Consider the following 23,292-nt stretch of genomic DNA (forward strand, 5'->3'; position numbering starts at 1 on the left):
AAGGGCGGCACCAACGCTGAACGCGCGTACGAGATCATCCGCGAACGCCTGGTCATGCTCGATATCCGGCCGGGTGAGCCGATCAACGACGACCGCCTCGCCGAGGAACTCGGTTTCGGCCGCACCCCGGTGCGCGAGGCCCTCAAGCGCCTCGAACGCGAACGCCTCGTCGTCGCCTACCCCCGCCGCGGCACCTTCGCCACCGCCGTCGACATGACCGACCTCGCCGACATCTCCGAGATCCGCAAACGACTCGAACCGACCGCCGCCGCCCGCGCCGCGCGCTCCGCGACCCAGGACGCCCGGGCCCGACTCGCCGCGCTCGCCGCCGACATCGCCGAGATCTCCGACACCGAGGACCCCCGCGAGGTGCTGCGCAAGGACGTCCACGTGCACCGCGAGATCTACCGGGCCTCGGGCAACCCGCACCTCGAGGACATCCTCGTCAGCCTCGACGCCCACGCCACCCGCATCTGGTGCCTGTTCCTCGACCGACTCCCCGACGTCGCCAGCCACGTCCGCGAGCACATCACCCTTCTGAGGGCGATCGTCGACGGCGAAGAGGACACCGCTACGTCGTTGACGCTCGGGCACGTCAGCGGTTTCGAAGCGGCTATCCGAAACCTGCTGTAGGCGCTCCGCGCCCGTGCGCCTTTCTGGTTGTTCCCGCTACCAGAAAGGCGCAAGGGCGGCGAAGCCGTAGCCGAGGCCGATCATTTACTACGACTGGTGGAATTCGACATGACTTTTCACGACATCGATGGCAAGGACGCATGGAGGCGACGAGTTCTCCACGCGCGTAAGCAACAGACCATCGACGACAGGGACCGCGCGAGCAGGCGCATCGCCGACCATATCGGGAAGGTGGCGCGGCCAGGACAGACTGTGGCCGCCTATGTTCCGATGGATAGCGAACCAGGGTCCGTTGCGATGCTGGATGCGCTGGTGGACGCGGGGGTTCAGGTGCTGCTTCCCTTCACCGTCGTGAACAGCCCGCTGTCGTGGGCCCTGTACACCGGACCGGCCGATCTGAGCCCTGCTGCGTTCGGGCTGCGTGAACCAACCGGTCCGGATCTCGGGCCCGGAGGGTTGGCCCGCGCGGATGCGATCATCGTGCCGGCGCTTGCGGTCGACTGTCGGGGAGTCCGATTGGGACGAGGGGCCGGCTACTACGACCGCAGCCTGGCGATGGTCGACGGCGACGTCCCGTTGATCGCCGTGGTCAATGACGCCGAGCTGGTCGATGCACTTCCGGACGAGCCGCACGACATCCGGATGACCCATGCCCTCACTCCGTCGGGTGGGTTGCAGGCGCTCGAACCCGCGGAATTCGTCGGGTCCCGCACGTAGGCAGCACACGAGACGACCTCCGACGCTGCAGGCCGCCGCACATCAGCGGCGGCCTGCAGTCATTTCTGGTTTCGTCGTGAACCGCCGAGTCGAAGTCCGGCAGGCGTTTTCAACGGCCTTCCGGCAGGCAGGCCAGAATGGTCCAGCTGGCCGGTGGATACGACGCGGCAATCTGCTTGTCCGGGGCGAGGATCCGAAGTATGCCGCCGTCGAGTACGTGAGCGGTGAAACCGGTCGAGTACTCGTCGGTTCTCGCGCCGTGCTGCACTGACAGTCGTCTCATCGTGGAATCTTTCGATAGCTCGTCAGCTGAAGATGACGGTCCTGTGCCCGTGCAGAAGGACACGGTTCTCGCAGTGCCAGCGCACGGCGCGGGACAATGCCAGTGCTTCGGCATCCTGGCCGACGGTGGCCAGACGTGCGGGGTCGTGGCTGTGATCGATGCGGATGACTTCCTGCTCGATGATGGGACCTTCGTCCAGGTCCGGTGTGACGTAGTGGGCGGTGGCGCCGACCTGCTTGACGCCCCGGTCGAAGGCCTGGTGGTAGGGCTTGGCGCCCTTGAAACCGGGCAGGAAGGAATGATGAATGTTGATCGCGCGGCCGTGGAGCTTGCGGCATGCGTCGTCCGACAGCACCTGCATGTACCGCGCGAGGACGACCAGGTCTGCGTCGTACTCGTCCACGAGGTCGAGGAGCTGCGCCTCGGCCTGCGGCTTCGTCGCGGCCGTCACGGGAATGTGGATGAAAGGCAGGCCGGCCGCTTCGGCCATGGGACGAAGGACCTCGTGGTTGGAGACGACAGCGACCAGCTCTGCTCCGAGATTGCCGGCGCGCCACCGGAAGATGAGGTCGTTGAGGCAATGCCCCATCTTCGAGACCATCACGACAACACGCGGCACGCTGCACCCGTTGAAGCTGAACGTCATGCCGAACTTGTCGGCGACACTGCGAAACTCGCTCGTCAGTCGATCGATGTCGAGATTGCCGGAGGAGACGAACGACGTGCGGAGGAAGAAGGCGTCGTTCTGCGTGTCGTCGAACTGCTGGTGCTCGGCGATGTCGCAGTTCTGCTCGAACAGAAAGGAACTGACGGCGTGGACGATTCCGGGGCGCTGAGCGCTGCTGAGCGTCAAGGTGAAGGTTTCGGTCATGTGCGTCTCCTCGGGGCTGGACGCTGCCGGGCAGCATCGGTGTTCGGGGGATATCGGTTCGGTGCTGTCGCCGCCCCACCTTCCGTTGCCGGCGACGTCAGCATCACATGCGCTCTTCTGGAGTCCCAGTCCTACTAGACTGATATATCAGATTGGTACTAGTATTTCAGGTGTAGAAGAACGGGTCAAGAGTTGGAGAAGGGAAACGCTAGGATGACGCTCATGAGGCTGGAGGCGGTATCAGCGGAGCACGGCGTGACTTCTCTCGCGGACCGCGCCTACACGGCGATCCAGGACAAGCTGATCATGCTCGACATCCGCCCCAACGACGCGATCGTCGAAGGTGACCTCGCCGAACAGCTCGGTGTCGGGCGGACCCCGGTCCGAGAAGCTCTCAAGCGACTCGAAGCGGAACGCCTCGTGGTGTCATTTCCTCGTCGTGGAACCTTCGCGACCGGCGTCGACGTCGCCGACCTCGGCCACATCTCCGAGATCCGAGCCCACCTCGAGCCCGTGGCGGCACGCCGAGCGGCGGAAGGGGCCTCGCCGACTCTTCGCCAGTTGCTCCTCGACATGGCCGACAAGACAGACGAGCTCGACGTTCTCGGAATCGAGCGGCACGAATTGATGCGGTGGGATCTCACCGTGCACCGGACCATATATCGGGCCTCACGCAACCCACACCTCGAAGATGTCCTCGTCCGGTACGACAATCTCGCGACTCGGATCTTCTGCCTCTTTCTCGAACGGCTGCCGTCGGTTCCCCAGCACGTCGGAGAGCACGGAGAACTGTTGCGCGCGATTGCCGGCGGGCAGGCGGACCTCGCTGCGGATATCGCACGCCGGCATGTCACCGGGTTCGAGCAGGCAGTACGCACCATCATCTAGTACCCGGGCCGCGGCGCGGCACCGACAGGATGGTGGGTAATCGGGCGAACCCTCCCCGGAAAGACCGATTACCCACCAAGACTTTCAGCGGCTGCTCTGCAGCCCGACGAGGCTCGCGGCTCGCCTCACGGCGCTCTGGGTCGACGCCGCATCGACGGTGTGATTGAGCAACAGCGCCGTCGTCACCGGTCCCACCCCACCAGGAACCGGGGTCAGCGCACCGGCGCGCCCGTCCACCGAGTCTGCGTCGACGTCGCCGAGGAGTTGCCCGTCGTCGGTGGCAGTCGTACCGACGTCGATCACCACGGCACCATCGCTGATGTGCTCCGCCGTGATCAGTCTCGGAATCCCCACCGCAACGACGACGATATCGGCAGAACGGGTACCCGCCACCAGATCGGCGGTGTGCCGGTGGCACACGGTCACCGTCGCGTCACGCTGCACGAGCAGATGCGCAACGGGGGTCCCGACGACCGTCGACCGTCCCACCACGGTGGCGGTCTTGCCGCGCAGATCGATTCCGTGGTGGTCGAGCAACGCGAGCACTGCCTGTGCAGTGGCGGGCGCGAAGGCCGGCAGGTGCGCGATCAGCCGACCGAGGCTGACCGGGTTTGTGCCGTCGATGTCCTTGCCGGGATTGATCGCTTCCCGCAGAAGGTCGAGATCGGTGCCGTCCGGTAGCGGGGTCTGCAGGATGATGCCGTGCACATCCGGGTCGTGGCCGAGTTCGACGAGGACGGCGTGAATCTCTTCGGTCGTCGCCTCCGGCCCGAGATCGACGATGTCGCACTCGATTCCGGTGCGTCGGGCGGCGCCGGCGATGGATCGGACGTACCAGGCGGTGGACTCGTCGGCGGTGGCCAGCACGACCGCCAGCTTGGGCCGGATCCCGATCTCGGTGAGCGCGGCCGCCGCGACCGACGCATCGTTGCGGATTGCGGCTGCCAGATCGGAGCCACCCAGAATTCTGGTCATGAGTTCAGTTGCTTTCTCACTTGGGCAGTCACTGCGTCGGCACGGTCGGCGAGTGCGTCGACGCCGGCGGCGCTGTCGATGAGCGATTGTCGGATGGCCGGGTCGGTGATGCCCGGCAGGTTGATCTCGACGTTGACCCGTGCGGTCGTGGCCGCGGCCCGGGCCGCCTCCGTCGCGGCCGCGACGTCACTGACGACATTGCGGTTTGCGACGGGACCGAGTTCTTCGGCGAGCGTGACCACCGCCGCTGCTGCATCGATCACCTCGACGGGAACCCGAGCCGCGTTCACCAGGGCACCTTCGATCGCTGCGGAACGCGCGGCGTTCTCTTCGTCTGTGCCCTTGGGAAGTTTGTAAGCATCGATCACGGACGTGAAGGCGGCCATGTCGTCCTCGGCGAACTGCAACGCCTTGCCCCGCAGCGCATCCGCGCTGGTGCACACCCGCTCGACCAGAGCGGAGTGCTCCGCGTACCGGTCTCCGGTCGTATATCGGGCGACCATTGCCACCAGGGCCGCGGCCTGCCCGACGTGCAGCGCGGCAGTTGCGCCGCCACCCGGCGCGGGAACCCGTGCGGCGAGTGAGTCCAGAAATGAACTGATGGTTTCCTGTTGCATCAGCGTGGTCTTCCTCTTCTGTGGGCGGGCGCTGCAATGACCGAACAGGGTGCCGGCCCACTCGCGGAGCGGGCCGGCACCGGTGTGGTTTATGCTCGGATTTTTTTCATTTCGGGGTCGACGAGGGGTTCGGCGACGATGGTGGCGGGGATGCGGGTGCCGAAGTAGTCGATCTCGACGGTGCTGCCGGTGCCGGCGGTGGCGGGTAGCCAGGCGTAGGCGATGGGGGCGCCGACGGTGTGGCCGTAGGCGGCGCTGGTGACGTAGCCGGCGGGCTGGCCGTCGAGGTAGACGGGTTCGTGGCCCAGCACCACGGAGGTGCGGTCGTCGATCGTCAGGCAGGCGAGGCGCCGCGTGACGGTGTCGTCGGACACACCGTCGAGTGCGTCGCGGCCGACGAAGTCGCCCTTCTGGGGGCGGACGGCGAACCCGAGTCCGGCCTCGTAGGGGTTGTGTTCGGTGGTCATGTCGGTGCCCCAGGAGCGGTAGCCCTTCTCCATCCGGAGGCTGTTGAATGCGGCCCGGCCGGCGGCGATGATCTGATGCTTGCGCCCTTCGGCCCAGAGCACGTCCCAGAGGCGTTGGCCGTTGTCGGCGGTGGTGTAGAGCTCCCAGCCGAGTTCGCCGACGTAGGACAGGCGCATCGCGGTGACCGGGATGCCGCCGATCCGGACCTGCTTGGAGCGGAAGTATTTGAAGGTGTCGTTGGAGAAGTCGTCGCGGCTGATGGCCTGGACCAGGTCGCGGGCGCGGGGTCCCCACAGGCCGATGCAGCAGGTGCCGCCGGTGATGTCGCGGATCTGGACGGTGCCGTCGGTGGGGGCGTGGCGGCGCAGGTAGTCGAGGTCGAGGTTGCTGTTGGCGCCGATCTGGAAGACGGTGTCGGCCAGGCGGGCGACGGTGAGGTCGCTGCGGATGCCGCCGGCGGTGTCGAGGGCGAGGGTGTAGGTGACCGCGCCGACGGTTTTGTCCATCTTGCCGGTGGTCAGCGGTTCGAGCAGGGCCAGGGCGCCGGGGCCGGAGACCTCGAGCCGTTTGAGGGGGGTCATGTCGTACATCGCCACCGAGGTGCGGGTCTTCCAGGCCTCGGCGGCGGCGATGGGGGAGTGGAACATCGCGGCCCAGGGTTCGCGGGCCGGCGGCTGCCACTGGGCAGGAAGCTGGTCGAGCAGGTGCGCGTTGGCCTCGTACCAGTGCGGGCGTTCCCAGCCGGCGCCCTCGAGGAAGACGGCGCCGAGTTCGCTCTGGCGGGCGTGGAACGGGCTGACCCGGATGTCACGGGGGGATTGTTTCGGTTGCAGGGGGTGCATGACGTCGTAGATTTCGACGAAGTTCTGTTGGGAGGTTTCGCTGACGTAGTCGGGGTCGAGTTGGATGTCCTCGAACCGGTGCACGTCGCAGCCGTGCAGTTCGACCTCGGAGCGGCCGTCGACGAGCAGTTGCGCGACGGCGCGGGCGACGCCGGCGGAGTGGGTGACCCACACGGCCTCGGCGATCCAGAATCCGGTGATGTCGGGGGATTCGCCGATGAGCGGGCCGCCGTCGGGGGTGAAGGAGAACACCCCGTTGAAGCCGTGCTCGATCTTCGCGGTCTCGAGGCAGGGCAGCAGCAGCTTGGACTGCTCCCACGACGGTGCGAAGTCCTCTTCGGTGAACGCCAGCATCGAGGGCATGGCGGAGTCGGAGATGTCGGCGCTGTCGGTCAGGGTGCGGGTGTTCACCGGCATCGGGCGGTGTGCGTAGGTGCCGATGCCGAGGCGGTCGACGTGCTCGCGGAAGTAGAGGTCCTGGTCCTGGTGCCGCAGGATCGGGAAGCCGGCCTCGGCGAGGGTGGTGTTGCGGCCGACGAGTTCGGGGATCTGGTCGGTGGTGGCGTACTGGTGCGCCAGCGGCAGGAGTGGGACGTCCATGCCGACGAGTTCGCCGAGTTCGGGGCCCCAGAATCCGGCGCAGGAGACGACGATGTCGGCGGGGATGGTGCCGTGGTTGGTGGTGACGCCGGTGACCTTGCCGCCGTGGTGCTCGATGCCGATCACCTTCGTCGAACCCTGGAACACGGCACCGCGGGCCTCGGCGCGGCGGGCGAGGGCGACGACGACGCGGGCGGCCTTGGCGAGGCCGTCGGTTTCCACGTAGAGGCCGCCGAGGACCCGCTTCTCGTCGAGGAGGGGGTGCAGTTTCGCGCACTCGGCCGGGTCGAGGACGCTGCCGTCGATGCCCCAGGAGGTGGCCCAGCCCTGCTTGCGGTGCAGGTCCGCCAACCGTTCCTCGGTGGTGGCGATCTCGAGGCCGCCGAGTTGGTTGAAGCACCACTGGCCGTCGACGTCGAGGCTGAGGAACTTCTCGACGGTGTAGCGGGCGAGTTCGGTCATCGTCTTCGAGGCGTTCGTCTGGAACACCAGCCCCGGCGCGTGGGAGGTGGAGCCGCCGGTCAGTGGCAGCGGCCCCTGGTCGAGGACGGTGATCTTGTCCCAGCCGCGAGCGGTGAGCTCGTCGGCCAGGTTCGCACCGACGATGCCGGCTCCGATGATCACGACGCGCGGTGAACCCATGATGGTCCTTCCTGAAGTGGATGTGCGATCGCCTGCACTCCGCGGATCGTCCGTATTGCACACTGCGCCTTGGTCGTACACGCGACAAGTGCGAGCGGGAACGGATGATCGGCAAGCGGGAAGAGCGATGTCGACAACTGATATATCAAGCACTGTAGTGTGTGTCACGTAGCGGGTCAACCCTCGCTCGATGACCTGCTATACACGTTGCTCACGGAGATCTTCGGCGCCGCCGGGGTGCATGCCCGTTCGGCGGTCGGGGTTGCCGTGCTCCCGATCGATGCGCCGGTCGAGGTGGAGATCGTCGTCGAGGTCGACTGAGGGGCGAAGCCGGTCGGAGCCCGTCAATCCTGCTGGTAGCGCTGCAGTAGTTGCAGACTCCGAAATCGTATTTCTCGACCGATGGAGGCGCTCTTGCGGCGGTCGGACTCCGACATGCCGCCCCATACCCCGTGTGATTCCTTCGATGCCAGTGCGTGATCTCTGCACAGGTCGATCACCGGGCAGGCCGCGCAAATGTCCTTGGCTGCGCGTTCGCGTTCGATGCGGCGGGGTTTGCTTTCGCCGTCCGGGGGGAAGAAGACGTCCATGCCCTCGGATCGGCATCGTGCTCGTAGGCGCCAGTCCACTCCATCCGGCGGTGCAACGACTGCTGTGAAGTTCTGCAGCGACATTTCGACTCCATAGTTGTACGCGTAGTGGATGGTGTCGGCCGACTGGGCTCAGGCTGATCTGTACCCGCGACGGGAGGGCGCGGGTTGGCCTCGTGTGCGGCGGGCGGCGGCGCCCGGCCTGCATCGTCCGGAGTGGACCACACGAATCGGCATCAAAGCTGTTCCTTTGCAGTGTATCTCACACTCCGATGCTCTTCGGGTGCTGTGGCCGGGTCGCGGGATTCGCGTCGTCGCCCCCTCTCGATCCCGGCTTCGGGTGTGTAAGGTAACACTTACCTACGGTACCGTAGGTTACGAATCGCGAAGAGCCGACGACGCGACATGCGTCGTTCGAGCATGCCAAGCCAGGAAGGGTTGCCATGGCGATTGCAGATGTCAAGGAATACGCACATCTCACCGAAGCCGATGTCGAGGCGCTCGGGCGCGAGTTGGATGCGATCCGCCGCGAAATCGAAGAATCTCGCGGGGAGCGCGACGCGCGCTACGTGCGGAACACCATCAGGTTGCAGCGTTCGCTCGAGATCGGCGGCCGCGCAGTGCTGTTCGGGAGTCGCAGACGGCCGGCATGGCTGCTCGGGGCGGGCATGCTCGGTGTCTCGAAGATCATCGAGAACATGGAACTCGGCCACAACGTGATGCACGGGCAGTGGGACTGGATGAACGATCCGGAAATCCACTCCACGTCGTGGGAATGGGATATCCACGATCCATCCGCGCACTGGAAGCAGACGCACAACTATCTGCACCACAAGTACACCAACGTTCTCGGCATGGACGACGACGTGGGATACGGCCTGCTCCGGGTCACTCGCGACCAGCGGTGGCGGCCGTTCAATACCGGCAATCTCGTCTACAACACCCTGCTGACGCTGTTCTTCCAGTGGGGCGTCGCTGTGCAGCACCTCGAGCTCGGCAAGGTGGTCAAGCGGGGTGACCTCAGCCCGGAGACGAAACAGAAGGCCCGCGAGGTCGGCACGAAGATCGGCAAGCAGCTGGTCAAGGATTACGTGATCTACCCGGCCCTCACCGGCCCGGCATGGAAGAGCACGATCACGGCGAACTTCGCGGCGAACACCATCCGCAACGTGTGGGCGAACGCGATCATCTTCTGCGGGCACTTTCCGGACGGCGCCGAGAAGTTCACGAAGGCCGACATCGACAAGGAGACGCAGCCCGAGTGGTACCTGCGCCAGATGCTCGGTAGCGCCAACATCGAGGGCAGCAGGCTGATGGACTTCATGTCCGGCAACCTGAGCTACCAGATCGAGCACCACCTGTTCCCCGACCTGCCGAGCAATCGGTATGCGGAGATCGCGGTGCGGGTGCGGGCGCTGTGCGAGAAGTACGACCTGCCGTACACGACCGGCCCGTTCCTGGTGCAGTACGCGAAGTCGTGGCGGACCATCGCCAAGCTGTCATTGCCGAACAAGTACCTCGAGGCGACCACGGATGACGCGCCGGAGACGGCGTCGGAGCGCAAGTTCGGTGGAAACACCACGGCGACAATTGATCCGGCCACCGGACGTCGCCAGGGGCTGAAGACGGCGATCCTTCGGAAGCGGCGGCGCGGTTTCCTGAATCGATAGGACAAAGCCGCGTCGGCGCAGACGGGAAGCGGAAAAACGGCGAGGTCCTGTTTCATATCCACCGGATACGAAACAGGACCTCGCCGTCGCTCGGGCTACCGGCGGAAAGTGGGAATCCGCGGCGCCTTCTGCTTGTCCGCGACCAGGGGATCTCGGGTGATGTCGCGATACAGCGAGATGCACATGCCGATCATCACGATCACGAAGGGTGCTGCCACGATGATGGTCATCGTTTGGAGGCCGTTCAGTGCGTCCGTTCCTCCGATCCACAGCATGAGCACCGCAACGCCTCCGGTGACCACACCCCAGAACGCGACAGTCCTGCGGGAAGGTTCCAACGTGCCGCGCTGGGACAGCGTCCCCATGACGATCGAAGCAGCGTCGGCGCCGGAGACGAAGAAGATCGCGACGAGAGCCATCACCAGAATCGACGATGCGCCCGCAAGCGGCAGGTGATCCAGCATGCCGAACAGCTGCGATTCCGGGGTTCCTCGGGAGAACAGGTCGGTGCCCTGACTCTGTTCGCCGATCGCTGCCCCGCCGAAGACGGCGAACCACACCAGGCTCACCGAGCTCGGAATGAGGATGACGCCGACGACGAACTGACGAATCGTCCGGCCCCTGCTGATCCGGGCCAGGAACATCCCGACGAAGGGGGTCCACGAAATCCACCACGCCCAGTAGAAGATGGTCCACGAGGAGAGCCATGTTTCGGTCGAGGCATCGCCGGATGCAGCCGAGCGTGCCGACATACTGGCAATTTCGGCGGCGTAGTCACCCAACGTGGTGGGCAGCAGATTCAAGATGAACACGGTGGGACCGGCGACGAAGACGAAGACGGCCAGAACAAGCGCGAGCACCATGTTGATGTTCGACAGCCATTGAATTCCGCGCGAGATACCGGAAACGGCCGAGGCCACGAACGCCAGGGTGAGTATGGCGACGATCGCGACGAGCAGAAGCGTCCCGGCCTGGCTCATCCAGCCGAGAACCTTGATTCCCGAACCGATTTGGAGTGCTCCCAGACCCAGTGACGCCGCGGTGCCGAACATGGTCGCGAAGATCGCGAGGATGTCGATTACCTTGCCGATCGGTCCCTCGGCGCGGCGGCCGATGAGGGGAATGAACGAGGAGCTGATGAGCTGCTTCCGCCCCATTCGATACGTGCCGTATGCGATCGACAGACCGACCACTGCATACATCGACCACGGGTGCAGTCCCCAATGAAAAAGTGCGGTCGCCATCGCGGTGCCCACCGTGGAATCGCCGATTCCCGGTGGTGGCTGAACGAAATGGGTCAGAGGTTCGGTCACGCCCCAGAAGATCAGACCGATCCCCATGCCGGCGCTGAACATCATCGCAACCCAGCTGACCGTTCTGAACTCTGGTTTCTCCCCGTCCCCGCCGAGTGGAATTCGCCCGTACCGGCTCAGCGCCAGCCACACAGCGAACAGCACGAACCCGGTGGCGGAGACTATGAACAGCCAGCCCAGGTTGGTCACCACCCAGTCCAGGATCGACGACGTCGCGGTGGTCAGGCTCGCCGGCCACAGCAGTCCCCATGCCAGGATCGCCACCACGATGGCGGCCGTGACGCCGAACACCACCCGATCGGTACCGTTCGGGGTCGTGCCCTTCGATTCGTTGACGGCGAGGGGGTCGGTAACGTCGGGATCGGGTGGTTGATGAGGCCGCGTTTCGGTATCCGCTTCGATTGGGTTGCCTTGTGTTGTCACATCAGTCTCCCTGCAGCGTGTCGCTGAGTAGGTGTGTGGACGGAGTGCGGAGTGCCAGTGCGGGAGATCATCCCGTTTGGCTGCTGTTGCTTAATGCGCAACGAGGTGTTCCACGGGGAACAAGAGTGAGCGCAACTGTGATCTATGTCAAGTGCTGACGACGGAATGTTCCAGCTCACATCCACGGTTTCGACACCCGTGGTCGACGTGGTCATGCAGGTGCCGGGCGGGCCGATCGGCGGGGTGTGAGTCGGCTATGTTGCGGCGGATATGGCTTTAGTGCAACAAGATTCGACGACGTCGAGGGTGCGGTGACCGCGTCGCCGCCGGGCGGGGCCGCCGAGTCGTGGTCGGCGGACGCTCGTCGTGCGCGGAGGTGTGTCTCGGCCGGTTGGCCAGCGGTTATGCGTCCGCGCGGGTAAATGCGCCAATGTCTTCCGTTCGCATTCGAGTATTGATATATTAGTTATCGACAATTTGGTACGACAGCCTCGGAGCGCACCGCGTGTCGCCGACAGGCCCAGAAATGTAGGAGTGCCTTCCATGCCGCAGCAGGTACGAGGCGTCATCGCCCGCTCCAAGGGTGCCCCCGTCGAGATCGCGACCGTCAACATTCCGGACCCCGGTCCGGGTGAGGTGGTGGTGGATATCGCGGCGTGCGGTGTGTGCCACACGGATCTGACCTACCGCGATGGTGGGATCAATGACGAGTTCCCGTTCCTGCTCGGGCACGAGGCGTCCGGGATCGTGGAGAGTGTCGGCGAGGGTGTGACGTCGGTGGCGGTCGGCGATTTCGTGGTGCTGAACTGGCGGGCGGTGTGTGGTCAGTGCCGGGCGTGTAAGCGCGGTCGCCCGCAGTACTGTTTCGACACCCACAACGCGGCGCAGAGGATGACGCTCGAGGACGGCACCGAACTGACCCCGGCGCTGGGGATCGGCGCGTTCGCCGACAAGACCCTCGTTCATGCGGGGCAGTGCACCAAGGTCGACGCCTCCGCGGACCCGGCGGTCGTCGGGCTGCTCGGGTGCGGGGTGATGGCCGGCCTCGGTGCGGCGGTGAACACCGGCAACGTGGGCCGCGGCGACACCGTCGCCGTCATCGGCTGCGGCGGGGTCGGGGATGCGGCGATCATGGGTGCCCGGCTGGCCGGGGCGAACAAGATCATCGCGATCGACCGGGACGAGAAGAAGCTCGAGTGGGCGAAGGATCTGGGTGCGACGCACACGGTCAACGGCGGCGAGGTGGACGCGGTAGAGGCGGTGCGGGAGCTGACCGGCGGTTTCGGTGCGGATGTGGTGATCGACGCGGTCGGGCGTCCGGAGACGTGGAAGCAGGCGTTCTACGCCCGCGACCTGGCCGGCACCGTGGTGCTGGTGGGTGTTCCGACCCCGGACATGCGGTTGGAGATGCCGTTGATCGACTTCTTCTCCCGCGGCGGATCCCTGAAGTCGTCGTGGTACGGCGACTGCCTGCCCGAACGCGACTTCCCGATGCTGGTGGATCTGTTCCAGCAGGGCCGGCTGCCGCTGGAGAAGTTCGTGACCGAGCGGATCAAGATCGACGAGGTCGAGGAGGCGTTTCACCGGATGCATGCCGGTGAGGTGCTGCGTTCGGTGGTCGTGCTGTGAGCGGGCGGTTGCGGATCGAGCGGGTCGTCACGGAGGGCACGTTCGCCCTCGACGGTGGGGAGTGGAGTGTCGAGAACAACATCTGGCTGGTTGGGGACGACACCGATGTGGTGATCGTGGACGCCGCGCACAGTGCGCAGCCGATCGTCGACGCGGTCGGGGGCCGGCACGTGAACGCGGTGATCTGCACGCACGGGCACAACGATCACGTCACCGTCGCCCCGGAGCTGGCCGGGCGGTTGCACGCCCCGGTGTTGCTGCATCCGGGTGATGACGTGTTGTGGAAGATGAGCCACCCCGACGGCAAGTACTGGAATCTCGAGGACGGGCAGCGGATCGCGATCGCGGGTACCGAGATCCGGGTGATCCACGCGCCGGGGCATTCGCCGGGGTCGGTGTGCCTGTATCTGCCGGAGGTCGGGGCGTTGTTCTCGGGGGACACCCTGTTCTCGGGTGGTCCGGGCGCCACGGGTCGGTCGTTCTCGGATTTCCCGACGATCATCGGGTCGATCCGGGACCGGTTGTTCGCGTTGCCCGAGGAGACGCTCGTCCATACCGGGCACGGGGACGGGACCACGATCGGTACCGAGGCCCCGCATCTCGCCGAGTGGATTGCCCGAGGACACTGAGAAACACTGAGAAACACCGAGAACGGCACTGAGAAACACCGAGAACGACACTGAGAAACACCGAGAACGACACTGAGAAACACCGAGAACGACACCGAGAACGCTGAGAAACACCGGCACACCCTGAGGACGCTGATTCGATGACCGACACCACCGACCGCCCCGAGGCCACCGACAGGTACACCTTCGACGAGGACGATGTCGTCGTCACGCACGAGAAGTCCTATGCGGCGGGTGTTCCTGCGGTGTTGGTGTCGCTCAGGCGTGGGGTGGAGCAGATGGGTCCGGTGCGTACGGCGCGGACCTTCTTCCGGCTGAATCAGCGGCACGGGTTCGACTGTCCGGGGTGTGCGTGGCCGGAGACTCCGGGGCACCGTAAGCATGCGGAGTTCTGTGAGAACGGGGCGAAGGCGGTCGCGGAGGAGGCGACGACCCGGACGGTGACCCCGGAGTTCTTCGCCCAGCATTCGGTGGCGGAGTTGTTGGGTCGGACCGAGTTCTGGTTGGGGCAGCAGGGCCGGCTGACGCATCCGATGGTGTTGCTGCCGGGGGCCACGCATTACGAGCCGATTGGGTGGGATGCGGCGTTCGGGTTGATCGCCGGCGAACTGCGGGGTCTGGGATCGCCGGACGAGGCGGTGTTCTACACGTCCGGGCGCACCAGTAATGAGGCGGCGTTCGTGTATCAGTTGATGATCCGGGCGTTCGGGACGAACAACCTGCCGGATTGTTCGAACATGTGCCACGAATCGTCGGGTAGTGCGTTGGTGGAGACGATCGGGATCGGGAAGGGGTCGGTGTCGGTCCCCGACCTGGAGAACGCGGATCTGATCCTGATCGCCGGCCAGAATCCGGGCACGAATCATCCGCGGATGCTCTCGACGTTGGAGAAGGCGAAGGCGAATGGGGCGAGGGTGATCGCGATCAACCCGCTGCCGGAGGCGGGGTTGCTGCGGTTCAAGGACCCGCAGAAGGTGCACGGGGTGGTCGGTGACGGCGTGGCCATTGCGGACGAGTTCCTGCAGATCCGGATCGGCGGCGATCAGGCCCTGTTCCAGGGTTTGGGCCGGTTGCTGCTCGAGGCCGAGGACGCGGCACCGGGGACGGTGCTGGACCGGGAGTTCATCGACCGGCACACCGCCGGGTTCGAGGCGTGCGCGGCGCACCTGCGGCGGGTCGATCTGGGGACGGTGGTGGCGGCCACCGGGTTGACGCTCGACCAGATCCGGGCCACCGCGGACGCGTTGATCGGATCGAAGAAGACCATCATCTGCTGGGCGATGGGACTGACGCAGCAGACGCACGGGGTGGCGACCATCCAGGATGCGGTGAACCTGCTGCTGTTGCAGGGGATGATCGGCAAACCGGGGGCGGGGGTGTGCCCGGTGCGCGGGCACTCCAACGTGCAGGGTGACCGGACGATGGGGATCTGGGAGAAGATGCCCGAGTCGTTCTTGGCGGCGTTGGATGCGGAGTTCGGGATCCGGTCCCCGCGCACGCACGGTCTGGATGCGGTTGATTCGATTCGGGCGATGCGGGACGGGACGGCGTCGGTGTTCGTCGGGATGGGCGGCAACTTCGTCTCCGCGACCCCGGACACCGAGACCACCGAGGCGGCGCTACGCAACTGTGCGTTGACGGTGCAGGTGTCGACGAAACTGAACCGCTCCCACCTCGTGACCGGGCGGGCCGCGCTGATCCTGCCCTCGCTCGGCCGCACCGACAAGGACGTGCAAAACGGTCGCAAGCAGCAGGTGACGGTCGAGGATTCGATGTCGATGGTGCACCTGTCCCGCGGCGGCCTCACCCCGGCGAGCGAGCAGTTGCGCAGCGAGGTCGCCATCGTCTGCGGGATCGCGCAGGCGTTGTTCGGGCCGGGGCATGCGGTGCCGTGGGCGGCGTTCACCGCCGACTACGACCGGATCCGCGATTCCATTGCCCGGGTGATCCCGGGGTTCGCGGACTTCAACCGGAAGGTGCGCGGGCCGGACGGGTTCGGGTTGCCGCACCCACCCCGCGACGAGCGCCGCTTCGACACCGACACGGGGAAGGCGAATTTCACGGTCAACGAGTTGTCCTGGGTGCCGGTGCCGGACGGCAGGCTGATCCTGCAGACGATGCGCTCGCATGATCAGTACAACACCACCATCTACGGTCTCGACGACCGCTACCGCGGGGTCAAGGGCGGCCGGCGGGTGCTGTTCATCAACGAACTCGACATCACCGCCCTCGGGTACGCGGCGGGGGATCGGGTGGACCTGGTCTCCGAATGGACGACCCCGGACGGCAGCGTGGAGGAGCGGCGGGCGGAGGATTTCCGGTTGGTGCCCTACCCGACCCCGCGGGGGAATGTGGCGGCCTATTATCCGGAGGCGAATCCGCTGATCCCGCTCGATCACGTCGCGAAAAAGTCGAACACGCCGGTGTCGAAGGCGGTCACGATCCGCCTCGAGAGGCGGGGCTGACCGGTGGGGCGGGTGACGACCCGGACCCCGGTCACCCGGATCACCGACACCCGGCACTCGACCCGGCCGGACACCGTGGTGGTGGAGGAACCCCTGGAGATCCGGGTGAACGGGACACCGTTGGCGGTGACGATGCGGACCCCGGGTTCGGATGTGGAGTTGGCGCAGGGGTTTTTGCTGACGGAGGGCATCATCGCCGGCCGCGCGGACATCGCGTCGATCCGGTACTGCAACAGCGTCGACGAGCACGGCGTCAACACCTACAACGTCCTCGACGTGGATCTGGCGGCGGGGGTGTTTCTGCCCGACATGGGGATCGAACGCAACTTCTACACCACCTCCTCGTGTGGGGTGTGTGGGAAGGCGTCCCTGGACGCGATCCGGCAACGCACCCGGCATTCCCCGGCGGCGGACACGGTGCGGGTCGATTCGGCCACCATCGTGGGACTGCCGGATCGGTTGCGGGCGGCGCAGAAGGTGTTCGAGACGACCGGGGGTTTGCATGCGGCGGGGTTGTTCACCCGCACGGGGGAGCTGCTCGCGGTCAGGGAGGACGTCGGCCGGCACAACGCGGTCGACAAGCTGATCGGGTGGGCCACCGAGCAGGACCGCATCCCGTTGCGGGGGACGGTGCTGCTGGTGTCGGGTCGGGCGTCGTTCGAGTTGGCGCAGAAGGCGGTGATGGCGGGGATTCCGATCCTGGCGGCGGTGTCCGCGCCGTCGTCGCTGGCGATCGACCTCGCCCACGACACCGGCCTGACCCTGATCGGGTTCCTGCGCGGCACCACCATGAACCTCTACACCCACCCGGACCGCATCACCTGAGGTGAGTGGCACAGCGTGCTCCCGCACACCGCGCCACTCACCTGGGGTCAGTGAGTCGAACTGATGTTCACGCGATACTGACGGAGCGTTGGCCCTACACGGAGGGCGGCGTCGGCGCCAGTAAAACTTTCGTATAGTTGCCTCATGACCAAAGGCGACGGAGTGAGGTCGAACGACGGCGGTGTGCAGTCGGTCGACCGCGCGGTACGAGTGCTGGAGGTCCTGGCCCGCAACGGTGAGGTCGGGGTCAGTGCGATCGCCGCCGAAATCGGTGTGCACAAGTCCACGGTGTCTCGACTGCTGGGCTCCCTGGAAGAGCACGAAATGGTCACGCAAACCTATGACCGGGGAAAGTACCGCCTCAGCCTGGGGATCCTGCGCTTGGCCGCGGCAGTGCCCGAACGGCTCGAGATAACGGAGCAGGGCCACGCCGTGTGTGAACGGCTTGCCATGAAACTCGGCGAGACGGTCAACGTCGCAGTTCTGCGTTCGCATTTTGCCGTCCACCTCGATCAGGCCAGAGGGCCCGCGGCTATCGGCACGCACAACTGGATCGGCGAGCCCACCCCGCTCCATGCGACGGCAAGTGGAAAAGTTCTCCTCGCCAACCTCGATCAGCGGCAACGACACGAAATCCTGAGCTCGTCGGTGCTCGAGCAGTTCACCGATCACACGATCACCACGCTCGCTCGACTCGACGAGGAACTGGACGCGGCGCGGAGCCTCGGCTATGCCGTGGTCGTCGAAGAGTATGAAGACGGGTTGAACGCTATTGCGGCACCGATCCGGGACTACGCAGGCGGCACCACAGCAGCATTGAGCGTGTCCGGACCGGTCTACCGTTTCAGCGAAGAGCGCATGCGGGACGTGGTACCCGACGTCATTGCAGCGGCTGCAGAGATCAGTGAACGCATGGGCTTCCGGGAGTCGTACACACCCAGCGCCTGAGCTCGTCGAGGGTCCTCAGTACCCCGCGATTTCTTCGGCCATCTCGACGACATTCGTGAGCAGCATGGCCCGCGTCATCGGGCCGACGCCACCGGTTGCACCGCTGATCTTCCCGGCAACGCGGTCCACAGATGGGTGCACGTCACCGAGAATCCCCTCGACGGTGCGCGTGATGCCGACCGACAACACGGTGGCACCGGGGCTGATCCAATCCGGCTGCACCAGGTGGGCGACACCGGCCGCAGCGATCACGACGTCGGCGTTACGCGTGTGGGCGGCCGTGTCGACGGTGGCCTCGTGGCACAGGGTCACGGTCGCATGTTCGCTTCGGCGCGTCAGCATCAGACCGAGAGGCCGGCCGACGGTGACGCCACATCCGAGGACGCAGAACCGAGCGCCGGTGATCGGGACATCGTGATGGCGGAGAAGTTCGATGATTCCTCTCGGGGTGCACGGCAGCGGTCCGGCCATCCCCAGCACGAGTCGACCGAGATTCGTCGGGTGCAATCCGTCCGCATCCTTGGCGGGATCGATCAGCGCGAGGACCCGGTGGGTGTCGATGTGCTTCGGTAACGGGAGCTGGACGATGAAGCCGGTGCAGGCGCTGTCGGCGTTCAGTCGCAGGACAGCTGCCTCGATGTCGAGCTGAGACGCGGTTGCCGGCAGGCGAACCTGGATGGAGTTCAAACCGACGCGCCTGCAGTCGCGGTGTTTCGCTGCGACGTAGGCATGACTGCCGGGGTCGTCGCCGACGAGGATGGTGCCCAAGCCAGGCCGAATCCCCTGCACTTGCAGCATGGCGATTCGGTCGGCGAGATCATCCTTGATCTGCTCGCTCACGGCCTTGCCGTCGATCAACGTCGCGATTGCCATGGGATACGCCCTCTCTGGAACGCCGAAATGGTGCATGTAAGCCGATGCCGTAGGTCTGCGGTCACAGCACGGGACGGCTGACCCGAACCGGGTCTGTGCAGGATGGGGAACTGTCTGACGACAACTGATATATCAGAATGGAAGGAGTGTAGTTCACCAGGCGCGGCTGGTCAAAGGTTCTCGGCCTGCCGACGTTGATGGCGACCGGGGGCGCCGAGTGGGGGTGGATGTCTTCTCGGCGTCAGGGTCGGCCTTGCTTCGTTCGACGCCGAGCCGTCTGTCTCGGGATCTTCCGAGCGGATTGATCGAGTGATGATCCTGTGGCGCAACCTCTTCGACGGATGCTCTGCGCCGAAGCTGCTTCCCGCCCGCCCTCCGGGCAGGGCTGCGACGCGTCGGATTTCGATGGTGCATCTCCACTTGACACTGCCCTATGGCGATTGTCACACTGTTGCGTAACACACGACGTGTTTCGCATTGCACAACAGAGAGGCTTTCAATGCTCGAGGTCTGCCCACTAGCGTCCCTCCCTCGCGGTGACGCACGCCGTGTTGATGCCTCCCCGCCCATCGCGGTGTTCCACACCGACGATGGTGAGGTGTTCGCCGTCGACGACACGTGCTCGCACCAGGACGCTTCGTTGGCAGATGGCTGGCTCGAAGGCTGCGAGGTCGAGTGCCCGCTGCATGCCTCGAAGTTCAACCTTCGGACTGGGGCGGTCGATGCGCCGCCCGCGAAGCTCCCCGTGCGGACTCATGAGGTCGTGATCGAGGACGGCGTGATCTACGTCGAGCTCAGCACCGAAGCGCCCAACCTGCCACCCGACATCCGGAGCCGTCTCGACGCGGAGGGGAAAGCATGAAGAGCATTGCAATCATCGGCGCATCGCTCGCCGGTCTCTGTGCTGCGCGTGCCCTGCGCGCGCAGGGCTTCGCCGGTGAGCTGAACATCGTCGGAGCGGAGAGCAACCGGCCCTACGATCGTCCGCCGCTGTCCAAGGAGTATCTGGCCGGCGACATCGACCAGGCTTCTCTGACTCTCGAACCGGATGACGAAGACCTGCAGGCGAACTGGCTTCTCGGACTGTCCGCAACGAATTTCGATGCCGGCACCCGTAGCGTCACGCTCAGCGACGGCTCCCAGCTGAGCGCCGACGGCTTCGTCCTCGCGACCGGTTCGCGTGCGCGGCCGTGGCCAGGGACCGAGCATCTCGCCGGTGTGCACGTCCTCCGTACGATCGAGGACGCAGACCGGCTGCGCGCCGACCTCGTCTCCGGCGCCCGACTGGTGGTCATCGGTGCAGGTTTCATCGGCGCCGAGGTTGCCTCCACAGCGCGCAAGCTGGGACTGGATGTCACGGTCGTCGAAGCCGCTCCGTCACCGCTCATCGGCCCGCTCGGTCCGCAGTTGGGAACGGCTGTGGCCCGCTTCCACGGCGACAACGGCACCGCCCTCCACTGTGGTGTCGGAGTCGCAGGGTTGACCGGTACCGACCGGGTGACCGGCGTCGACCTCGCCGACGGTCGCCACGTTCCCGCTGACGTCGTCGTCGTCGGGATCGGGGGCATACCGAACATCGAATGGCTCGAGGGAAGCGGCATCGAACTCGGCAACGGTGTGCTGTGCGACCGGGGCGGCGCTACGTCGATTCCGCATGTCGTCGCGGTCGGTGACTGCGCGGCATGGATGGACGCCTCGGGCGCTCACCGTCGCGTCGAACACTGGACCGGGGCCTCGGAACGGCCGGCGATCGCGGTGTCGACTCTCCTCTCCGGCGAGTACCAGGGCCAGCATGTCAAGCCACCGTACTTCTGGTCGGACCAGTACGGCGCGCGCATCCAGTTCGCCGGAATCGCCGGACCGGACGCAGAATTCACCATCGAAGAGGGCAGCCTCGACGCGGGTAGTTTCCTCGCCGTCTATCGGCGAGACGGGAACCCGGTTGCGGTCCTCGGCGTAGATCAGGTTCGTCTCTTCACCCGCTGGCGCCGCCAAATCTCCGCTCAGCCGACCCCGATCTGAACAACCTTCTCAGCCCACGGATCCACGAGATCACACACTAAGGGAGACCCCCAGTGACAACCACGCACCTGCCTGAGAGCCTCATCTCCACGCTCCCGGGAAACTATTACACCGACAGCGACATCTTCAAGCTCGAGCAGGAGAAGGTCTTCGAGGAGATGTGGTTCTGCGCTGTGCGGGCCGCGGACCTCGACAAGCCCGGCGCATTCAAGACCGTCCAGATCGGGCGGGAAAGCGTCATCGTGACTCGATCCCGGACAGGTGAGATCCGGGCCTTCCTCAACATCTGCGCCCACCGCGGCGCCCGGCTGTGCACGGAGGAGAGCGGAGAAGTCAAGCGCTCCTTCCAGTGCCCGTACCACGCATGGACCTACGACCTCGACGGCAAGCTCGTCGCGGCACCGAACCTGACCAAGATGCCCGACATCGACCGCGTCGAGTACGGGCTGAAGAACGTGGCGGTCCAGGAATGGATCGGCTACGTCTGGCTCAACCTGGCCGACGAGCCGACGTCCTTCGACACCACCGTCGTTCAGGACATCCGCGACCGGCTCGGCGACGTGGAGTCGATCGATCGGTACGACATCGCGAACCTGGACCTCGGCCGTCGAATTGTGTACGACGTCAAGGCCAACTGGAAGCTCATCATCGAGAACTTCATGGAGTGCTACCACTGCGCGACGATCCACCCGGAACTGACCGAGGTGCTGCCCGAGTTCGCCGACGGATATGCCGCTCAGTACTACGTCGGTCACGGGGCCGAGTTCGGTGAGGGTGTCGAAGGGTTCACCGTCGACGGCTCCGCAGGCCACGACGTAATTCCCGGCATCGCCGAGGAGCAGGACCGCCGGTACTACGCGATCACCGTGCGGCCGACGGTGTTCGTCAATCTCGTGCCCGACCACGTGATCGTCCACCGGATGTTCCCGCTCGCCGCCGACCACACCATCGTCGAATGCGACTGGCTGTACCTGCCCGAGGTGGTGGCGACCGGTAAGGACCTCGACCGCTCCGTGGAACTCTTCCATCGCGTCAACCAGCAGGACTTCGACGCCTGCGAGCGGTGCCAGCCTGCGATGGATTCGCGACGCTACCGCGACGGCGGTGTGCTCGTTCCCAGCGAGCATCACATCGGCGAGTTCCACGACTGGCTGCGCGAGAAGATCGCTCACTGACGTCGTGGTGACGAGGCCGCTCGTGGGTTCCGCTCCCTGATGAAGGGAAGGGCAGCGCGATGACGACGGTGGAGATGGGCATTCCCACGGTACGGACGCCGGCCTCTTCGGCGGGGAGGCCGGACGTCGCGCACCTGGTGGACCGCTTCGGCCGGGTGGCCAGGGACCTGCGGGTGTCGATCACCGAGAAGTGCTCGTTGCGGTGCACCTACTGCATGCCGGAGGAAGGCCTGCCCGCCATCCTGGCGGAGCGGTTGCTCACGGCGGACGAGATCGTCCGGCTCGTCGTCGTCGTCGCCGTGCGTCGCCTCGGAGTCCGGGAAGTGCGGTTCACCGGCGGCGAGCCGCTGATGCGCGCCGACCTCGAGCGCATCGTCGCCGGCTGCGCGGCGCGGGTCCCGGGTGTCCCGCTGGCGATGACAACCAATGCGGTCGGTCTCGCGCACCGGGCACGCGGGCTCGCCGCCGCCGGTCTGACCCGCGTGAACGTCTCCCTCGACACTGTCGAGCGAGGGCAGTTCGCGAAGCTGACCAGGAGGAACCGGTTGCCTTCCGTGCTCGCCGGAATCCGCGCCGCCGTCGCCGCCGGGCTGTCGCCGGTAAAGATCAACGCCGTGCTCATGCCCGAAACGCTGGGTGGTGCACCGGATCTGCTGAAGTGGTGCCTGGACGAGGGCGTGCAGTTGCGATTCATCGAGGAGATGCCGCTCGATGCCGACCACGAGTGGGCGCGCGAGAACATGGTTCCGGCGGACCGGCTCCTCGCGGTGCTCGGTGAACGATTCGACCTCGGGGAGATCGGTCGGGACGACCCGTCGGCGCCCGCGGAGAAGTGGCGGGTGAACGGCGGTCCGTCGACGGTCGGGATCATCGCGTCGGTCTCGCGGTCGTTCTGCGCCGACTGTGACCGGACCCGGCTCACCGCCGAGGGTACCGTCCGGTCGTGTTTGTTCAGTGACTCCGAGATCGACCTGCGCGGCCCGATGCGGTCGGGCGCGGGCGACGAGGAACTGGCGCTGTTGTGGCGTGGTGCGATGTGGAACAAGTGGGTGGGGCACGGCATCGAAGCCGACGGATTCGCGCCTCCCGTGCGCAGCATGGGAGCGATCGGCGGCTGAATGGGACATATCGGTTGCGGCCGGCCTGTGTGGACCGGACAGGTGCCGGCTCAGTTATGTCATTGGGTGCCAACAG

Annotated in this window: 21 protein-coding genes and 1 pseudogene; 14 read left to right on the forward strand and 8 right to left on the reverse strand. The window is 65.8% G+C overall.

Annotated features, from left to right (window positions below):
• On the forward strand, positions 1–633 hold a 633-nt coding region (locus CJ179_RS12360; protein WP_143548895.1), incomplete at its 5' end, for a GntR family transcriptional regulator.
• A 108-nt stretch (positions 634–741) separates the two neighbouring features.
• The gene (locus CJ179_RS12365; RefSeq protein ID WP_095862644.1) at positions 742–1,350 is read left to right on the forward strand and encodes a 5-formyltetrahydrofolate cyclo-ligase; all 609 of its coding nucleotides are present in this window, start codon (positions 742–744) and stop codon (positions 1,348–1,350) included.
• Between the two features lie 109 nt (positions 1,351–1,459).
• Here CJ179_RS12365 and CJ179_RS51345 read toward each other — a convergent pair whose 3' ends face one another.
• Entirely contained in the window at positions 1,460–1,633 is a 174-nt protein-coding gene (locus tag CJ179_RS51345) for a hypothetical protein (RefSeq protein ID WP_179377575.1), read from the reverse strand.
• A 22-nt stretch (positions 1,634–1,655) separates the two neighbouring features.
• The gene (gene purU / locus CJ179_RS12370; RefSeq protein ID WP_095861714.1) at positions 1,656–2,504 is read right to left on the reverse strand and encodes a formyltetrahydrofolate deformylase; all 849 of its coding nucleotides are present in this window, start codon (positions 2,502–2,504) and stop codon (positions 1,656–1,658) included.
• Between the two features lie 222 nt (positions 2,505–2,726).
• Between purU and CJ179_RS12375 the strand changes: the two genes are divergently transcribed.
• Positions 2,727–3,392: a GntR family transcriptional regulator gene (locus CJ179_RS12375; RefSeq protein ID WP_371851628.1), complete on the forward strand. Its 666-nt coding sequence runs from the start codon at positions 2,727–2,729 to the stop codon at positions 3,390–3,392.
• An 84-nt stretch (positions 3,393–3,476) separates the two neighbouring features.
• On the opposite strand, the gene CJ179_RS12380 is transcribed toward CJ179_RS12375, so the two are convergent.
• From CJ179_RS12380 to CJ179_RS12390, 3 genes are all read right to left on the reverse strand, one after another.
• Positions 3,477–4,367 (reverse strand): bifunctional 5,10-methylenetetrahydrofolate dehydrogenase/5,10-methenyltetrahydrofolate cyclohydrolase, encoded by an 891-nt coding sequence (locus CJ179_RS12380; RefSeq protein ID WP_095861715.1) that lies wholly within the window; start codon positions 4,365–4,367, stop codon positions 3,477–3,479.
• The gene (locus tag CJ179_RS12385) at positions 4,364–4,984 is read right to left on the reverse strand and encodes a cyclodeaminase/cyclohydrolase family protein (protein WP_072951710.1); all 621 of its coding nucleotides are present in this window, start codon (positions 4,982–4,984) and stop codon (positions 4,364–4,366) included. Before CJ179_RS12385 ends, CJ179_RS12380 begins: the two co-directional genes overlap by 4 nt.
• Before the next feature lie 89 nt (positions 4,985–5,073).
• Positions 5,074–7,536, reverse strand: coding sequence for an FAD-dependent oxidoreductase (locus CJ179_RS12390; RefSeq protein ID WP_095861716.1), 2,463 nt, complete (start codon positions 7,534–7,536; stop codon positions 5,074–5,076).
• 207 nt (positions 7,537–7,743) lie between these two features.
• Between CJ179_RS12390 and CJ179_RS12395 the strand changes: the two are divergent.
• Positions 7,744–7,857: pseudogene (locus CJ179_RS12395) on the forward strand (RidA family protein); the annotation flags it as partial.
• A 23-nt stretch (positions 7,858–7,880) separates the two neighbouring features.
• Here the strand turns inward: CJ179_RS12395 and CJ179_RS12400 are convergent.
• Positions 7,881–8,210, reverse strand: a complete 330-nt coding sequence (locus tag CJ179_RS12400) for a WhiB family transcriptional regulator (RefSeq protein ID WP_095861717.1) — start codon at positions 8,208–8,210, stop codon at positions 7,881–7,883.
• A 359-nt stretch (positions 8,211–8,569) separates the two neighbouring features.
• Here CJ179_RS12400 and CJ179_RS12405 point away from each other — a divergent pair, with 359 nt between their 5' ends.
• A complete protein-coding gene (locus tag CJ179_RS12405) occupies positions 8,570–9,796 on the forward strand; it encodes an acyl-CoA desaturase (protein ID WP_095861718.1) in 1,227 nt (408 codons plus the stop codon).
• Between the two features lie 95 nt (positions 9,797–9,891).
• Here CJ179_RS12405 and CJ179_RS12410 read toward each other — a convergent pair whose 3' ends face one another.
• Positions 9,892–11,400: a BCCT family transporter gene (locus tag CJ179_RS12410; protein ID WP_095862645.1), complete on the reverse strand. Its 1,509-nt coding sequence runs from the start codon at positions 11,398–11,400 to the stop codon at positions 9,892–9,894.
• A gap of 675 nt (positions 11,401–12,075) precedes the next feature.
• Between CJ179_RS12410 and CJ179_RS12415 the strand changes: the two genes are divergently transcribed.
• The 5 genes from CJ179_RS12415 (at position 12,076) to CJ179_RS12435 (ending at position 18,028) form a co-directional block, all read left to right on the forward strand.
• Complete coding sequence (locus CJ179_RS12415) at positions 12,076–13,161, forward strand: S-(hydroxymethyl)mycothiol dehydrogenase (protein WP_095861719.1); 1,086 nt, start codon at positions 12,076–12,078, stop codon at positions 13,159–13,161.
• Entirely contained in the window at positions 13,158–13,790 is a 633-nt protein-coding gene (locus CJ179_RS12420; protein ID WP_095861720.1) for an MBL fold metallo-hydrolase, read from the forward strand. The genes CJ179_RS12415 and CJ179_RS12420 overlap by 4 nt, the downstream gene beginning before the upstream one ends.
• Positions 13,791–13,930: 140 nt before the next feature.
• A complete protein-coding gene (locus CJ179_RS12425) occupies positions 13,931–16,255 on the forward strand; it encodes an FdhF/YdeP family oxidoreductase (protein ID WP_095861721.1) in 2,325 nt (774 codons plus the stop codon).
• A 3-nt stretch (positions 16,256–16,258) separates the two neighbouring features.
• Positions 16,259–17,080 (forward strand): formate dehydrogenase accessory sulfurtransferase FdhD, encoded by an 822-nt coding sequence (gene fdhD / locus CJ179_RS12430; protein ID WP_095861722.1) that lies wholly within the window; start codon positions 16,259–16,261, stop codon positions 17,078–17,080.
• 144 nt (positions 17,081–17,224) lie between these two features.
• Positions 17,225–18,028: an IclR family transcriptional regulator gene (locus CJ179_RS12435; protein ID WP_072944312.1), complete on the forward strand. Its 804-nt coding sequence runs from the start codon at positions 17,225–17,227 to the stop codon at positions 18,026–18,028.
• Between the two features lie 15 nt (positions 18,029–18,043).
• Here the strand turns inward: CJ179_RS12435 and CJ179_RS12440 are convergent, their stop codons facing one another.
• Entirely contained in the window at positions 18,044–18,901 is an 858-nt protein-coding gene (locus tag CJ179_RS12440) for a bifunctional methylenetetrahydrofolate dehydrogenase/methenyltetrahydrofolate cyclohydrolase (protein WP_072944314.1), read from the reverse strand.
• Between the two features lie 499 nt (positions 18,902–19,400).
• Here CJ179_RS12440 and CJ179_RS12445 point away from each other — a divergent pair, with 499 nt between their 5' ends.
• From CJ179_RS12445 to moaA, 4 genes are read left to right on the forward strand one after another with little or no spacing between them, the layout of a single operon-like run.
• Complete coding sequence (locus CJ179_RS12445; protein ID WP_072944315.1) at positions 19,401–19,763, forward strand: bifunctional 3-phenylpropionate/cinnamic acid dioxygenase ferredoxin subunit; 363 nt, start codon at positions 19,401–19,403, stop codon at positions 19,761–19,763.
• A complete protein-coding gene (locus CJ179_RS12450) occupies positions 19,760–20,923 on the forward strand; it encodes an NAD(P)/FAD-dependent oxidoreductase (RefSeq protein WP_174705522.1) in 1,164 nt (387 codons plus the stop codon). Before CJ179_RS12445 ends, CJ179_RS12450 begins: the two co-directional genes overlap by 4 nt.
• Positions 20,924–20,976: 53 nt before the next feature.
• The gene (locus CJ179_RS12455) at positions 20,977–22,098 is read left to right on the forward strand and encodes an aromatic ring-hydroxylating dioxygenase subunit alpha (RefSeq protein WP_095861723.1); all 1,122 of its coding nucleotides are present in this window, start codon (positions 20,977–20,979) and stop codon (positions 22,096–22,098) included.
• Between the two features lie 59 nt (positions 22,099–22,157).
• Complete coding sequence (moaA, locus tag CJ179_RS12460; RefSeq protein WP_095861724.1) at positions 22,158–23,216, forward strand: GTP 3',8-cyclase MoaA; 1,059 nt, start codon at positions 22,158–22,160, stop codon at positions 23,214–23,216.
• The last annotated feature ends 76 nt before the right edge of the window (positions 23,217–23,292 follow it).

The sequence above is a fragment of the Rhodococcus sp. ACS1 genome (assembly GCF_002300155.1).
GTDB lineage: Bacteria > Actinomycetota > Actinomycetes > Mycobacteriales > Mycobacteriaceae > Rhodococcus_F > Rhodococcus_F koreensis.

What these genes read in the sequence shown, in the direction of transcription:
- CJ179_RS12365 (WP_095862644.1), top strand. Translation starts at nt 742, where the DNA reads ATGACTTTTCACGACATCGATGGCAAGGACGCATGGAGGCGACGAGTT.
- CJ179_RS51345 (WP_179377575.1), bottom strand. Translation starts at nt 1,633, where the DNA reads ATGAGACGACTGTCAGTGCAGCACGGCGCGAGAACCGACGAGTACTCG.
- purU (WP_095861714.1), bottom strand. Translation starts at nt 2,504, where the DNA reads ATGACCGAAACCTTCACCTTGACGCTCAGCAGCGCTCAGCGCCCCGGA.
- CJ179_RS12375 (WP_371851628.1), top strand. Translation starts at nt 2,727, where the DNA reads ATGAGGCTGGAGGCGGTATCAGCGGAGCACGGCGTGACTTCTCTCGCG.
- CJ179_RS12380 (WP_095861715.1), bottom strand. Translation starts at nt 4,367, where the DNA reads ATGACCAGAATTCTGGGTGGCTCCGATCTGGCAGCCGCAATCCGCAAC.
- CJ179_RS12385 (WP_072951710.1), bottom strand. Translation starts at nt 4,984, where the DNA reads ATGCAACAGGAAACCATCAGTTCATTTCTGGACTCACTCGCCGCACGG.
- CJ179_RS12390 (WP_095861716.1), bottom strand. Translation starts at nt 7,536, where the DNA reads ATGGGTTCACCGCGCGTCGTGATCATCGGAGCCGGCATCGTCGGTGCG.
- CJ179_RS12400 (WP_095861717.1), bottom strand. Translation starts at nt 8,210, where the DNA reads ATGTCGCTGCAGAACTTCACAGCAGTCGTTGCACCGCCGGATGGAGTG.
- CJ179_RS12405 (WP_095861718.1), top strand. Translation starts at nt 8,570, where the DNA reads ATGGCGATTGCAGATGTCAAGGAATACGCACATCTCACCGAAGCCGAT.
- CJ179_RS12415 (WP_095861719.1), top strand. Translation starts at nt 12,076, where the DNA reads ATGCCGCAGCAGGTACGAGGCGTCATCGCCCGCTCCAAGGGTGCCCCC.
- CJ179_RS12425 (WP_095861721.1), top strand. Translation starts at nt 13,931, where the DNA reads ATGACCGACACCACCGACCGCCCCGAGGCCACCGACAGGTACACCTTC.
- CJ179_RS12435 (WP_072944312.1), top strand. Translation starts at nt 17,225, where the DNA reads ATGACCAAAGGCGACGGAGTGAGGTCGAACGACGGCGGTGTGCAGTCG.
- CJ179_RS12440 (WP_072944314.1), bottom strand. Translation starts at nt 18,901, where the DNA reads ATGGCAATCGCGACGTTGATCGACGGCAAGGCCGTGAGCGAGCAGATC.
- CJ179_RS12445 (WP_072944315.1), top strand. Translation starts at nt 19,401, where the DNA reads ATGCTCGAGGTCTGCCCACTAGCGTCCCTCCCTCGCGGTGACGCACGC.
- CJ179_RS12450 (WP_174705522.1), top strand. Translation starts at nt 19,760, where the DNA reads ATGAAGAGCATTGCAATCATCGGCGCATCGCTCGCCGGTCTCTGTGCT.
- moaA (WP_095861724.1), top strand. Translation starts at nt 22,158, where the DNA reads ATGACGACGGTGGAGATGGGCATTCCCACGGTACGGACGCCGGCCTCT.